Below are 14,279 nucleotides of genomic sequence, written 5' to 3'. Positions count from 1 at the left end.
AAAAAAACTCGCCGGAACTAATTCCCCCAGCAAATACGAGGTGTAATTGTTGCTAAATGGGGGTATCCTTCGGGCTCAGTTTTACTGGCAAGGCAGTGTTGTTCGATCATCAGCCTCAGTCAGTTGGAGGAGAAAATGACAACATTAAGCGAATCAGCATTGAAAGTCCGTCAGGCGTTAGAAGCACGTGGACTGGAAACCCCGATGACAACCGACTTGGTTGGCAATGCCGAGAAGAAAGAACGTATTGAATTCCACATGCGCGAAATTCTGGGATTATTATCTCTGGATCTCACCGATGATAGCTTGATGGATACCCCAAAACGTATCGCGAAAATGTATGTAGACGAAATTTTCTCCGGTCTGGATTACGGCAACTTTCCGAAAATCACTGTCATTGATAACAAAATGAACTGTGATGAAATGGTGCGGGTAAAAGAGATCACCCTGACCAGCACTTGTGAGCATCACCTTGTAACCATAGATGGTAAAGCAACGGTGGCTTATATTCCGCGCGGAAAAATTATCGGCCTGTCGAAGATTAATCGCATTGTGCGTTTCTTTGCTCAGCGTCCGCAGGTGCAGGAACGTATGACGCAGCAAATCTTAGTTGCGCTACAAACTTTGTTGGAAAGCGATGATGTCGCAGTGAGAATTGATGCCACGCACTACTGTGTAAAAGCCCGCGGTGTGATGGATCAAACCAGCGAGACAACAACAACCGCACTCGGCGGTATTTTTAAACGCATACCTGCGACCCGTGCAGAGTTCCTTCACGGACTGCGTTAACCGCTTTTTGCCACCCAGCCTGCCGTCGTAAAAAAAGCCAATACAGCTAACTGTCTGTATTGGCTTTTTTTATGGCACCGATTACATATCTGCAAGACAAAATTACGTAATTGATATTAAAAATAGTGAATATAACGTCAATCATTACTGCACAGGTACTTTACTGTATAGCTAACGTTAATATTAGCGATTATTAAATGTTGAACACTTTACAGCTGGTGGCTTGGATAAACTTAGGCTAAGAAAAGCCGGATAAAAGTGAGTTAACCACTACTGACTTTTAGTGCGAATAACAAAGAACGTAAAGTGGGGTTGTCAGGCTATGCTCAATTTCAACAGCGGCAAAGTGACACGACAGGCAATGGATGTTGCGGTCTCTGGTTTCGTGAAAGGAACAGCCGGACTGGCTGCGGCAGTGCTGATGTCCGCGTATTCGCTGGCGGCAGAAGAAGGCGTGATAAGGCTGGTTCCTGCTCAGAGTTCGATTATTTCTGCCTCGCTGACTGTCCCTCAGCTCGGCAGGCACGGGTTGGAATCGGTTTCCGTTCTGAGCACTCGCCAGCTTTGTCCGGGCCAGACTGACCCGTTGTGTTTCCCAACAGCGTTGCAAAACCTTTACGCCAGTCATGATTTTATGCCCCTCTGGCGTGATCCGGCTTTGGTGGATGAATTACTGCTGCAGTTAACAGCACTGGCTGAAACCCATAGGGTGCCGGGTTTATTGCAGCGAGTTCAGGAACTGCAACAGCTATCGCAGCGCGATGATCAACGCGGTCTGGATCTTCTGGCGACAGATACCCTGATGGTCTACCAGTCCACCGTTAACCAGATGCTCAATGATCCGAGTGCGCTCTATCGGCCTGCCAACTTTACCCTGGATGCTCAACACCTTGCGTCAGCTCCTATGATCACTGTGCCACTGACTCTAACCTCACTGCAACGACTGCGTCCGACAGACAAGCACTTTGACGCGCTGGTTGCCGAAATGCGCGCGCTTGAACAGGCTCAGCCGCATGGTGTGTATCTGTCGGGACGCCCGGCCATTAAATTTGGCGCTGAAATACCTAACGGTGACAAGCTTGCACGCATGCTCAAAACTTATGGTGACTTGTCGGATAAGGATTATGCCAATGTCATGAAGATGGAGCAGGCAACCGGTGAGTCAGCAGTAAACCGACTCACCAATACCGGTGTACTTCATCAGGCCATCCGGCAGTTCCAGCAGCGTCATGGCCTGACAGACGATGGCGTCATTGGCCCTGAAACCGCGCAGAATATGGCGCGTTCGTACGAACAGGTTGCCCAGCTTCTGGCCCTGAATCTACAGCGTAACCGTGTTCTGCAGCGACATGGTCAGGGTGAGGTGCTTCAGGTGAATATTCCGGAATTCATGTTGCGGGTTCTGGATGATGAAAATGTGGTATTTGAATCGAAAGTCATTGTGGGCAGAAGCAGCCGGCCAACCTATTTATTCTCTTCTGCTATCAATCACATGGTGGTGAATCCAACCTGGAATGTCCCTGAAACTATCAAGGAAGAAGATGTCATACCCAGCATGAAACGATCTCCTGACTATCTGGCACGTCATAACATGCGGATGGTGTCGGGATGGAGTGATGCGCAGTCGATTGACCCCGCACAAATTGACTGGAGTACGGTGTCGGCCCGTAATTTTCCTTACGAATTTCAGCAAAGACCCGGCCCTGGTAATGCACTTGGGCAGGTGAAATTCATGATGCCGAATGATTTTTCGATTTATTTGCACGATACGCCGGTTAAGCGTTTGTTTAACAAAAGTAAAAGGAACTTCAGCTCGGGTTGCGTCAGGGTGGAGAAGGCGCACGACTTAGCCTACTTCCTGCTGGAAAGGCAGCGGGCAGGACAAAGTGCAACCTATGATAATTTATTGCGAAAACGCAACCCAGCGACGATCAATCTGCGAAAAACACTGGCGGTGGATTTTATTTACCGCACCGCCTGGCTTGATGAGCAAGGTAAACTGCAGGTTCGTGACGATATTTATGGCTATGATGATGATTCCACAGTACCGCAAGAACATGACTACATCGCCATGATGAACTATCGCTGATAACGACTGCGCTAACCCGTTGACCAGACAAAACCTTAACCACATTTTCTGGAGATGATGTTTTAGCAGTAATATCAGCGCAGAGCGGGGAAGGCATGAAGTCTTTCGTGTTTTCCCCGACAACGAACACAATCAAATCATAGCCATTGGCTTACTGCCATTCTGTGCAGACGTTATGTCATAGCGTAGCTCCCGCCTAAGATGAATTTTCTGTGTCAATGCACTGCTGGCTATTGAGCCTGGGCAGGCAGCTTGCGTAGAGTATACGCAATTTTGGTCTATACCACTTGGTGACGCAATGCAATCGACACAGTACAGCTCATTTTGGTTTAAAGAAGCACTGGAAAACGAACCTGATCTTCGCCCCAGGAAATTAGAGACAGACACAACAACCGATGTCTGCATAGTGGGTGGCGGGTTCACCGGGCTGTGGACGGCAATTCAGCTGAAAATGAAACAGCCGTCTCTGGATATCCTGGTGATTGAAAAAGATCTCTGCGGCAGCGGGGCATCGGGTCGCAATGGGGGTTGTATGCTGACCTGGTCAACCAAGTATCTGACCTTAAAAAAACTGTACGGAGAAGCAGAAGCTATTCGATTGGTGAAAGCCTCTGAAGCGGCGGTCTATGACATAGAGGCGTTTTGTAAAGCGCATGGCATTGAGGCGCAGATCCGGTTAGATGGCACCTTATATACGGCATCAAACAGAGCACAAATAGGGGCAATGGATCCGGTTTTGGCGGCGTTGGACAAACAGTCGATCAATGCCTGGCAGCCATGGACGAAGGAAAAGGTACAATCAGAATCGGGATCCGATGTTCATCTCGAAGGCCATTTTTCATCAGCAGCAGGGACAGTTCAGCCCGGATTGCTTGTCAGAGGTCTCAAGCGTGTTGCAGAGGAAATGGGCGTGACCATTTTTGAACACACGCCTATGACAGCGATCGATCGGCAGCAAACTCCGGTTCGGATCGCAACTCCCGGCGGGAATATTCGGGCAGATAAAGTGGTACTGGCGTTAAATGCCTGGATGCCATCTTTATTCCCTGAATTTAAACACAGTGTGGTGCTGGTCTCTTCTGATATGTTGATCACTGAGCCTGCTCCTGAACACCTGAAAAATCTGGGTTTACGCGACGGTAAGTCCGTGATCGATGGCCGAACCTTTGTTCACTATTACCGTACAACACCGGATGGCCGCTTGATGCTCGGCAAAGGTGGCAACTATTTTTCTTTTGGTAATAAAGTGAGTACGGTTTTTGATCAGCCAAGTCGTTACCAAGCGATTCTTCGCGCCGCGTTTCGGCGATTTTTCCCTGCAATGCAGTCTGTTCCACTGGCGATGATCTGGACAGGTGCCTCTGATCGCTCTGCCACTGGCATGCCGTTTTTTGGACGTTTAGCGGACAACCCTTCTGTTGTGTATGGTTTGGGCTATTCCGGCAATGGGGTAGTACAGAGCTGGATGGGGGGACAGATCCTCTCCTCTCTGGTACTTGAAGAAGACAATGACTGGGCACGGTCTGGCTTAGTGTCGGGACCTAAAGGCGCTTTCCCACCCGAGCCGATTCGCTGGCTGGGGGCCATTCTGGTCAGAAACGCGATACGACGAAAAGAAAGCGCGGAAGATGAGAACCAAACGCCGAACTGGCTGGATACACAACTCTCAAGGTTTGCTCAATCAGCTGGTAAAGCTGATAAGAGCTAAAGAACGTCACCCTTTCAGAATGCAACACCAAGCAGGTGGATAAGCCTGCTTTTTTTATTCACCCTGTTGCAAAAATGTATTCACACCTTGGGTATTAACGCGGCTGGTTTTTGACCACTCGGTCAGCTTCAAATGTAATAATCATTAATATCCCTATAATTTAACGTTAAATTCTGAATTTTTATGTTTTGTTGGCATTTAATTCTTTATTATTGTGTTTTTGTGGACAGTTTATTTGTCGTGTCAGTGAAAAGTAAATTTCCATTTTCGACTGGATATTTGGTTGTTATAAAAATCAACGACTTGCGTTGTTCGTATTTTGTTCTGATATTGTTAAAGTTTGCAGTGTTTTAGTTTGTAATTTATAAATTGAACCGCATTTATGGATACCTAGCTACCTCAACGAAGAGAATAATTATGAGCAACAAAGGAAATGGGACCCTGATGGGACACCCTAAAGGCTTGTTCCTGCTGTTTGGTACCGAGCTTTGGGAACGTTTTTCGTACTATGCAATGCGCGCCATTCTGGTGCTGTATCTTACCGATAAAACAGTGAGCGGCGGTCTTGGCTGGTCAACGGAGGACGCACTCAGTCTCTATGGTATCTATACCGGTCTGATTTATATCACACCGTTGATCGGTGGTTGGATCGCCGACAATTTCTTAGGGCAACGCCGCTCTATTATCATTGGTGGTGTTCTGATGGCTTTAGGGCAGTTCACTCTTGCTCTGCCACATTCTCTGGTTGACCCGAACGCCACAACAGCTTTTTATCTCGGCTTGGCACTGTTGATTATTGGTAACGGTCTGTTTAAGCCAAACATTTCGACTATGGTGGGTGATTTGTATTCTGAAGGCGATCACCGCCGTGACGGTGCCTTCACCATTTTCTACATGGGCATTAACCTGGGGGCCTTACTGGCAGGTATTGTCGCGGGTTCAGCGTCCACGGCTTTTGGTTGGAAAGCTGGTTTCCTGGCTGCAGGTATTGGTATGCTATTCAGCCTTGTCACCCAAATGCTGTTTGCTGAAAAGCTGTTGGGTAACATAGGTAAAATACCCGCTGCGAAGCGAGCTGCTGCCATGTCTGACAACGGTAAGAAACAACCTTTGACGAAAAAGGAAATCGATCGCCTGAAAGTGATTATGATCATGGGGCTGTTCGTGGTTGTATTCTGGGCCGGTTTCGAGCAGGCGGGGGGTCTGATGAGTATTTACACTCAGGAATATGCCGACCGTATGATTGGCAGCTTTGAAGTACCCACAGCCTGGTTCCAGTCTCTGAACCCATTCTTTATCATCACAATGGCACCGCTGCTGGCTGCATTGTGGGTAAAAATGGGGCCTAAAGAGCCAAGCTCTCCAATCAAGTTTGCCATTGCACTCTTCCTGCTGGCGATTGGCTTTGTGTGCATGGTTGGTGCCGTAATGCAGCAGGGTGGCGATATGACGGCCAAGACCTCTATGTTGTGGATTGTCGCAGCTTATTTCTTCCACACCATGGGTGAGCTGTGCCTGTCGCCAATTGGTCTGTCTATGATGACTAAGCTGGCACCGTTACGTCTGGCTTCCCTGATGATGGGTGTATGGTTTGGCTTTAATGCGGTTGCTAACTATGTTGCCGGTATGATTGGCGCACATGTAGGTGAAGCGGGTCCATTAGCCATCTTCGGTGGTATTGCTGTGACAGCAGCAGCGTCCGGTTTGATTCTGGTTGTTTTCTCAAATCAGCTGATTCGTTGGATGCATGGTGCTGAAGGTCAAGTAGTGGCAGACACTACCGACGTGCCAGCCAACGCAAAACCGGCACAAGCTTAATGTAAAGATCCAAAGAGAATAATATTGCGGGAGCCAGCAGGCTCCCGTTTTTATATCTGAATTTCCCTTCTGTTTTTCCTGATATTGCGATTCACTTCTCAATTTGTGTATTCGATTACACGCACATTGTGGTTGTGCGCATGTGGACATATTGCGTTGAAAATTCATAACCTATGTGAATATTGTTTTATATTTGTTCAGTTTTTATTTTTGAGGGGCGCGCATGAGGAAATCGCTTTTTGCTGTTGCGGTGACAACAGCTATTTTATCGGGGTGTGGTGGTTCGGACTCTGGCAATAACGATGACAATGGTAAGGATCTCGACGGCAAGGTCACTGTTCAGGTGATCGACGGTTATTTGTCGAATGCACAACTGTGTGTCGACCGAAATCGCAATGCGCACTGTAATACAGGCGAACTGTTAACCGCAAAAACCAATGGCAACGGTCAAATCACCATTTCTGCAAGTGACAGCCAGTACCCGTTGATTGCCAGAGTAATTGCCGGTGAATCTTCAGACAGCGATCATCCAGGTTTTGTCTGGCAGGATGCGGAACTCTATGCGCCTGCCGGTCAGACAATCCTGACCCCTTTTTCGACCCTGGCTTATTTAAACGATCTAAGTCTTGCCGATTATGCGGCCAGTCTGAATCTGGATGCCAGTCTGCTCAATCAGGATTATGTGGCTTTAAAATCGTCGAATACTGATGCCAAGAAAGTCCATTTGTATGCGCGGACGATGAATGCGATGCTCGGTGCAACCCTGTCTGAAAATGATCTGGAAGGGCAGAAAATCTGGATTCAGAACCTGAAAAACAAAGTTCAGGAGCTGGAAAACAATCACGCTGATTTTGATGCCGTCACTTTAACGCTGGATAAAAAAAGCGGGCAGTTCAGTCGCTCCGACCGTGTGAAAGGTATCCAGCCCTTCCTGGAAGGGCAGAGCGCAATTTTCCTTGATTTCCTGAACGTATCAGAAGCCATTCCTCATCGCTTGGTGTTTCGTGATGGAAAGGTAACTGAAAGCTCGCTGAACTTTATCCGCCCGGATGCGCCTTATGAGGTTTCAGGTACCTCAATGAAAATTGCTGCTGATCTTGATAACGAAATAGAGTTTCTTTATGTGACGCCTGATATTGCTCTCGCTTATCTGTATGTCTATGAGTCAAGAAAGTATCTGATTTTCTGGTATAACGAGACAAACTTTTTTGATCAGACAACAGATTTAACGCTAGACGATTTTGTCGGTCAAACTTGGTATTTTCTGCAAGACGCGGCCGGGCCGGGTGCGAAACCTAATGAACCCCATGTACCTGAGCTCAATGAGCTGACCTTTATTTCAGAAACACGAGTGATGATCAATCCGATGAATTCAGCAGCCTATGAAGCGGACTGGAGCTTTACAGCCAACCCGGAAGGCAACCAGACCCTTACGGTTCATTTCGGAAATGAGAATGCAATGATTCTGGGCACTGAAGAATCGAAGGGTGGGGTAACTTTACTCTTTGTAGAAGGCCTTTCGCAATCTGTACTCATGACACAAAACAAAGTGTTAGCGAATGCCTTATACGACAAATGGCAGTGATCACCTGAACCAGTCTCTCAAACCGTGTTTTCGTTTACACACGCTGGAAGCCGTGATTTCATGAGTCAGGTCATGACGATAAAGTGAGAAATAAGGTAAGTTACTCGATAGCTTACTTTTATTTCTCACTTTGTAGTAAGGGCGGTGATATGCAAGATGCTCAAGTCAATTTCAGACCAGCCAGATCGGGCGATGCACATCAGCTCTCACAGCTGTTGGCCCAGCTAGGTTATGACACCGAGCCGGCGCGCCTCGAGAAGATGATTTATCTTGCGGATTCCGATTCTGAACTGATCACGGTCGCTGAAATAAACGATCAGTTAGTGGCGGTGATGTCGCTGATCTTTTTTGACTATTTTCCTTCGGCTGCGCGGTATGCCCGTATCACTGCTTTGGTGGTTGATGCTCAACACCGAAATAAGGGGATAAGCTCAGAGTTGCTTGAATATGCCAGAATCAACGCGGTGGAGCGTGACTGTGTTTGTATTGAAGTCACCAGTTCAGTGACACGAGAGGACACTCATGCTTTTTATGTGAATGCCGGCTTTCACCATGAGTCGTTTAAATTTGTCCTGCCGATCGGCTAATTGTCGATCGTTAATCTCTTCTGTTAATCAGCCCTTATCTGTTCAGGGTGAGGCTGATTCCTTTTTGTTCGAAACATAAACGTTCTCTAATATTTTCTTTTACCGCGATGTACACTTTATCGCCGCCGTTTTTTATTCATGTTGAGTCGCGGCTTAGTACATACCTTAAATATTCTTTGTTAGCTAAGCACTCTATTAAAATGGCAGCGTAATTCACTGGTATTCATTCATTTTTCGCTTATTGATAGTAATAGAAGCATTTTCTCGACGCGCGTCAAATAAATCACACAAAATAGTTACACAATATTTCAGAATATAAATGCATACTGATCCGACCTGTATTGGTGGTTTTTATTATAACGATATAAGAATGAAGGTGATTGTTGCTCGAACGAAAGGAACTTTTGTTCAAAGTGATCTTTACTTATTGATAGACATGTTAGCTATTTATGCTCCTGTTTTGACTAAATAGTTGATATTTCAATGATTGATTCATTATAGATAGTTTACTGTTTATGTTTAAGTTGTGATGCTCAGCCAAACAGACCGTTTTGGCATATTGATGGGCAATATCGTTGCATATAGTTTGTTACACATTGTTTACATGTGTTGAGGTCAGTCGTGAAACGTGCATGGTTATTCATCATTTTGTGGATTTTTCCACAGATATCCCTTGCTCAGGTTCAGCCGGACGATGAGCGATTACTTCGTGCATTAGAGGAGCAGGGCATTATTTGCAAAGGGCTCTCATACACGGAAAAACAGGAAGCATTGCGAATTTACTTACATCGTAAAGCTACGATGAAAGATAAAAAGCAAAAAGCCAATGACACAACCGGGCAACCAGACACTTTGGACGACACCAAAAAAACGTGTATTTCACCAGAATAATAACGCATTAAATAATGTTGTTAACCGCTGAGCACAATGTGCTCAGCCGGGGTTTTGACAGCTTCACGATGGAAATAATAAATAAGGACAGTAAATGAAACATATGAAGAAAACATTGCTGGCTTCAGCAATGTTCACTTTATTTAGTGGTAGTGGCTATGCGCATACACCCGCTGATATGGGCGTTGTTAATGAAGATAAACTCATTGAAATGCTGGTAAGAAATGGTGTTGTTGAAGCGGATGCTTCAGAGGAGCAGAAGCGTCACGCACTGGATAAATATCTGGATAATAAAATACGTTCAGGTTTTAAAGGGGATGCGCAATTTGGTAAACAGGCCTTAGAAAAAAGAGCCAAAGTGCTAAAGGCGATTCAGAAAAATAAAGGCAACCAGCGTGCCAATATTTTTGCACTGGATGTTGGCCAGAAGCGAACAGATAAAGTGCTGGCATTGTTAATTGATTTCCCTGATCTGCCATGGAATGACAACCGCCTGACGAAAGACCATACAGAGATGCTGTATGACAGCTATGAACCGGGCCATTATCAGGATCTGCTGTTTTCAGGGGCCGGATATACCGGACCAAACGGTGAAAACCTGATTTCAATGCGTCAGTTTTACGAGGCGGAGTCCGGAGATTCCTACTCGGTAATGGGACAGGCTGCCGGTTGGTATCGCGCATCGAAAAATGCGGCTTTTTATGGTGGTAATTCACCCACAACGGATAACGATCTGAATGCACAGGAACTGGTGCGTGAAGCCCTGAACCAATTGGCGCAGGATCCGACGATTAACCTGGCCGACTACGATGTAGAAGACCGCTACGATTACGATGGTGACGGTAATTATCGTGAACCTGATGGCGTGATCGATCACCTGATGATATTCCACTCTTCTGTCGGCGAAGAAGCTGGCGGCGGTGTGCTGGGCGCAAACGCAATCTGGTCGCACCGCTTCAACCTTGGCCAGTATCACGTGCTGGCAGGCACCAAGAGTACAGTGCCGGGACGCTTTAACGGCCAGTATGCTGCCTACGATTACACGGTTCAGCCTATTGATGCAGCAGCAGGTGTGTGTGCCCACGAATACGGCCACGATCTTGGACTGCCGGACGAGTACGACACCCAATATACCGGGCAGGGCGAACCTGTTTCTTATTGGTCCATCATGTCCTCGGGCAGCTGGGCCGGTAAGATAGGCGGCACGCAGCCTACTGCGTTCAGCTCCTGGGCGAAGCAATTCTTGCAGCAGTCTATTGGCGGACAGTGGGTTAATGATCAGCAGGTTGCTATCAGCGAGCTGGAAAATGCCCCGCGTGACTTTACCCTGTTCCAGACGACAGACACCAAAAAACCTAACATGGTGAAAGTCTCACTGCCAAATAAACGCATAGAGACACTGAAACCGTTCGAAGGCCAGTACTCGTTCCATTCGGGCAAAGGCGATGATCTGCGTAACAGCATGACTCGCAAACTGACTGTTCCTGCGGGCGCAAAAGCGACACTGAAATTCAAAGCCTGGTATCAGATAGAAAAAGACTACGATTTTGCCCGTGTCCTGGTTAATGGCAAGCCAATCAGCGGCAATGTCACTTCCATGGATGATCCGTATAACACAGGTCTGGCACCAGCGATTGGCGGTGATTCAAATGGCTGGATTGATGCTGAATTTGATTTGACGGCCTATGCCGGTCAGGAAATTTCGCTGAGCTTTGATTATGTGACAGACGGCGGTCTGGCGATGGATGGTCTGTATCTGGACAATATGGTTCTGGATGTAGATGGCGCTGTTACCGCGATTGACAATGGCGAATCCGGCTCAAGCTTTGCCTTTGCAGGCTACAAGTTGTCTGATGGCTACCACGATGCGGCGCATTATTACCTGCTGCAATGGCGTAGCCATACAGGTGTCGATGAAGGCCTGGCAAATATCAAACGCATGGGTCAGATCATGACCTTTGAGCCTGGTTTGATTGTTTGGTATGTCGATGAGTCGATGACGGACAACTGGGTAGGCAAACACCCCGGTGAAGGCTGGTTAGGCGTTGTTGATGCGGATCAAAATGCGCTGGTTTGGACTGGCTCTGGCCAGGCGGCACAGACGCGGTTCCAGGTACGCGACGCAGCATTCTCATTGCAGGATCAGGCGCCGTTGCGTTTGGTAAACAGCAGCGGGGATGTGCTGGAAGACAGCAGCCTGATTGGTAATGCCTACTTCTCTGATGCGGAAGATTACAGCTCTCCGATGGCCCCGGATTCAGGTCGCAAGCTGACTGAATTTGGCCTGATGATTGATGTTGTCGAGCAAGGCCCGAACAACGAGTTTGGCGTGGTGCGCTTATCTAAAGCTGCGTCGCACAATGAGTTGCCAACCGCGAGTTTTGAGCTGAATGTTGATGGCCTGACGGTATCAGCGAATAACCTGAGTGTAGATCCTGATGGTCAGATTACAGCCTACCAATGGGATTTCGGCAACGGCCAAACCAGCAGTGAAGTAGCGCCAGTCTGGCAATATCAGCACGCTGGCAGTTATCCGGTCAGCTTAACGGTAACCGATGACAAAGGGGCGACCGATACCTTTAGTTACACAGTCACTGTCGAGACACCGAATGCCTTGCCTGAAGCAAGCGCGAAATATATTCATCTGGGTCGCTGGGTCACTATGTGGTCAACCAGCACAGACAGTGATGGCCGTATCGTGGATACCGAGTGGACGTTGCCGAATGGCAAGGTGAAACGAGGTCGTGTGTTTACTTCGATTTTCCCGAGCTATGGTCAGCATGAAGTCACAATCAAAATTATCGATAATGATGGTGGCATTACGTCAAAAGCGATAACGGTTAACCTGTAACGAAAGTTCTCTTTAGTTCCTGCAGTTTTGAGCGCAGCCAGTCTGGTTGCGCTCTTTTTTTGATCCTGATTTAACGTGGGATCTGAAGCGGAGATTTTCCGGTATTCATTATGAGCAGTTGATACCAGGTCAGAGCCGAGGCAACAAACATTGCCAGACACGTTGCCATGGCCGCCCCTGTCATGCCCAATTCAGGGATGAGCCACAGATTCGCCAGCGTGTCTGTCAGCAGGGTAAGCACGCCGATAATCATGACTTGCCGGCCTTTACCGTTGTATTGCAGCCAGGTTGAGGCGAAAGCACTCATGGCCCAGACACTGTATGCGGCTGTCAGCACATTGAGCGAGAGCGCCGCCTGCGCGAAATCATCGCCAAAGAAGGTTAATAACCATGGCCCAACAGCCAGCACAGCGGCAGTCAGTATAACAGTCACAATAACAATGAGGCGTTGTGCCTGCAGGAACAGGGCTTTGGCGCTGTCAGGGCAGTCATCGAGCGCCGGGCCAATAAGCGGAAGAAATAAACCAGCAATCGTGACCTGGGCCACAGGCAATAAGTGGGCTGTGGTGGCTGCTGCTGCAAAGTGTCCGACATCTTGTTCATCGGCCAGAATTTCCAGCATAAAAAGGTCAATTTGATTTAAAGCCATGGTCACCAACATGGCGAGCATCATAGGAACGGACAGACTTAACAGCCTGCGTTTTTCAAGGACATTTGTGCGACAGTGGTCAGCACTTATCAAGTCTAATTGACGGATTTTATGCCATTGCCAGATCACGATAGCGGCAACGGTGAAGCCTCCGGTCACAATGACATGCCAATACTCCACCTCGCTAATCGCCGACATTAGCAGTAACAAGAGACAGGTTTTAATCGCAGGCAGTGCAATCCGCCAGGGCAGGTTAGAAGCTGCCAGCAATTTTGCCGATTGCAGTACACGGCTAAACAGAGCGCCAATGGCAATCAGGGGGATGACAAATGTGATTATCATCAGCGGGTGATGGCCCAGCACATCCGTTTTTCCCAGATGCAGTACCCCACCTAAGTAAGTGGCCAGTATGACGAAGGCTGAAAACAGCATGGCGATGCCGCCATAGAAAAGAAGAAAAGAGACGATATAGTGGCGGTCTTTATTCTCGATGGCGCCGGACAGCACTCGTGGGGCAACCCGATCACCGCCTAATAAGATGATCATACTGGTTAAAGTAGCAAAGGCATAAGCGACTTTGTAATCGCCGTATTCATGACTGGAAAGTGCCTGACTGAGTGTCAGGTTAAACAGGTAGTCTGCGATGAAGCCAAGACCCAGGCTAAAGAATAAAATTAAGCTGCCTGATTTTAAATAATCTGAGTGAGAATTAACCGGCGATGAACGCATTGATCAGGTATCCGTCAAAATAAAAACACAATGAATTATGCCTGTGTTTGACTATGTAAAGAACCCGACCAGTTCAGTTTCACCTGTCACACTATGCTCAATGATCGCTGCAATGAAGAAATGAAAAAGGGAATAATGTTAATTCATGAGCATATTTGGTGAAATATCAGTAGTGGATGCCCTGTTATTGTGCAAGTCAAAATCATTGTTTATACGCAAAATGTGCAGTCCATGCACAATTAAAGTGCGCTTTGAAAATATCAAAATTATTAATATTTTTATCATCTTTACTTTTGTTGCTTTTGCGGCTTTTTATCCTGCCTTTTTAATCAATGTTCAGATAATAAACCCAAATGAAGTTGAATGAGATCTTGTCGGTGTTTTGGCATGTCAAATGCTATAAGAATGTTAAATAAGGATGCGATAGATTACCTATCGTATGAAAATGCTGAGTTAGTGCGGTTATTTATGCATAACACAGCATAAAGAATGGGATCGTAGTCATATGCAACTGAAACATGTGAGTGCGATTTACAAATATTAAAACAGCACAAATAACCATTCAGGTTAGTCAACACAACAG

At 47.1% G+C, this 14,279-nt stretch carries 9 protein-coding genes; 8 read left to right on the top strand and 1 reads right to left on the bottom strand.

What is annotated here, in order from left to right; all coding sequences use genetic code 11:
* The first annotated feature begins 135 nt into the window (after window positions 1-135).
* From folE to IFO68_RS15040, 8 genes are all read left to right on the top strand, one after another.
* Complete coding sequence (folE, locus tag IFO68_RS15075; RefSeq protein ID WP_192016680.1) at window positions 136-789, top strand: GTP cyclohydrolase I FolE; 654 nt, start codon at window positions 136-138, stop codon at window positions 787-789.
* Window positions 790-1,111: 322 nt separating this feature from the next.
* Window positions 1,112-2,878 carry a L,D-transpeptidase family protein gene (locus tag IFO68_RS15070; RefSeq protein ID WP_192016679.1) on the top strand — a complete coding sequence of 589 codons (1,767 nt, stop codon included), beginning with the start codon at window positions 1,112-1,114 and terminating at the stop codon, window positions 2,876-2,878.
* 298 nt (window positions 2,879-3,176) lie between these two features.
* Window positions 3,177-4,586 carry an FAD-dependent oxidoreductase gene (locus tag IFO68_RS15065; protein WP_192016678.1) on the top strand — a complete coding sequence of 470 codons (1,410 nt, stop codon included), beginning with the start codon at window positions 3,177-3,179 and terminating at the stop codon, window positions 4,584-4,586.
* Window positions 4,587-5,003: 417 nt separating this feature from the next.
* Window positions 5,004-6,404: a peptide MFS transporter gene (locus IFO68_RS15060; protein WP_192016677.1), complete on the top strand. Its 1,401-nt coding sequence runs from the start codon at window positions 5,004-5,006 to the stop codon at window positions 6,402-6,404.
* Window positions 6,405-6,627: 223 nt separating this feature from the next.
* Window positions 6,628-7,989, top strand: a complete 1,362-nt coding sequence (locus IFO68_RS15055; protein ID WP_192016676.1) for a hypothetical protein — start codon at window positions 6,628-6,630, stop codon at window positions 7,987-7,989.
* 149 nt (window positions 7,990-8,138) lie between these two features.
* Window positions 8,139-8,576 carry a GNAT family N-acetyltransferase gene (locus IFO68_RS15050; protein WP_192016675.1) on the top strand — a complete coding sequence of 146 codons (438 nt, stop codon included), beginning with the start codon at window positions 8,139-8,141 and terminating at the stop codon, window positions 8,574-8,576.
* 621 nt (window positions 8,577-9,197) lie between these two features.
* A complete protein-coding gene (locus IFO68_RS15045; RefSeq protein WP_192016674.1) occupies window positions 9,198-9,467 on the top strand; it encodes a hypothetical protein in 270 nt (89 codons plus the stop codon).
* A gap of 94 nt (window positions 9,468-9,561) precedes the next feature.
* The gene (locus IFO68_RS15040) at window positions 9,562-12,318 is read left to right on the top strand and encodes an immune inhibitor A domain-containing protein (RefSeq protein ID WP_192016673.1); all 2,757 of its coding nucleotides are present in this window, start codon (window positions 9,562-9,564) and stop codon (window positions 12,316-12,318) included.
* Between the two features lie 70 nt (window positions 12,319-12,388).
* Here the strand turns inward: IFO68_RS15040 and IFO68_RS15035 are convergent, their stop codons facing one another.
* Entirely contained in the window at window positions 12,389-13,696 is a 1,308-nt protein-coding gene (locus IFO68_RS15035) for an oligosaccharide flippase family protein (protein ID WP_192016672.1), read from the bottom strand.
* Window positions 13,697-14,279: the final 583 nt, after the last annotated feature.

The sequence above is a fragment of the Photobacterium arenosum genome, assembly GCF_014841115.1.
Lineage (GTDB): Bacteria > Pseudomonadota > Gammaproteobacteria > Enterobacterales > Vibrionaceae > Photobacterium > Photobacterium arenosum.
Note: the sequence above shows the minus strand (reverse complement) of the source record. Positions and strands in the feature narration are given on the sequence as shown.

What these genes read in the sequence shown, in the direction of transcription:
- IFO68_RS15065 (WP_192016678.1), top strand. Translation starts at nt 3,177, where the DNA reads ATGCAATCGACACAGTACAGCTCATTTTGGTTTAAAGAAGCACTGGAA.
- IFO68_RS15050 (WP_192016675.1), top strand. Translation starts at nt 8,139, where the DNA reads ATGCAAGATGCTCAAGTCAATTTCAGACCAGCCAGATCGGGCGATGCA.
- folE (WP_192016680.1), top strand. Translation starts at nt 136, where the DNA reads ATGACAACATTAAGCGAATCAGCATTGAAAGTCCGTCAGGCGTTAGAA.
- IFO68_RS15055 (WP_192016676.1), top strand. Translation starts at nt 6,628, where the DNA reads ATGAGGAAATCGCTTTTTGCTGTTGCGGTGACAACAGCTATTTTATCG.
- IFO68_RS15040 (WP_192016673.1), top strand. Translation starts at nt 9,562, where the DNA reads ATGAAACATATGAAGAAAACATTGCTGGCTTCAGCAATGTTCACTTTA.
- IFO68_RS15035 (WP_192016672.1), bottom strand. Translation starts at nt 13,696, where the DNA reads ATGCGTTCATCGCCGGTTAATTCTCACTCAGATTATTTAAAATCAGGC.
- IFO68_RS15060 (WP_192016677.1), top strand. Translation starts at nt 5,004, where the DNA reads ATGAGCAACAAAGGAAATGGGACCCTGATGGGACACCCTAAAGGCTTG.
- IFO68_RS15070 (WP_192016679.1), top strand. Translation starts at nt 1,112, where the DNA reads ATGCTCAATTTCAACAGCGGCAAAGTGACACGACAGGCAATGGATGTT.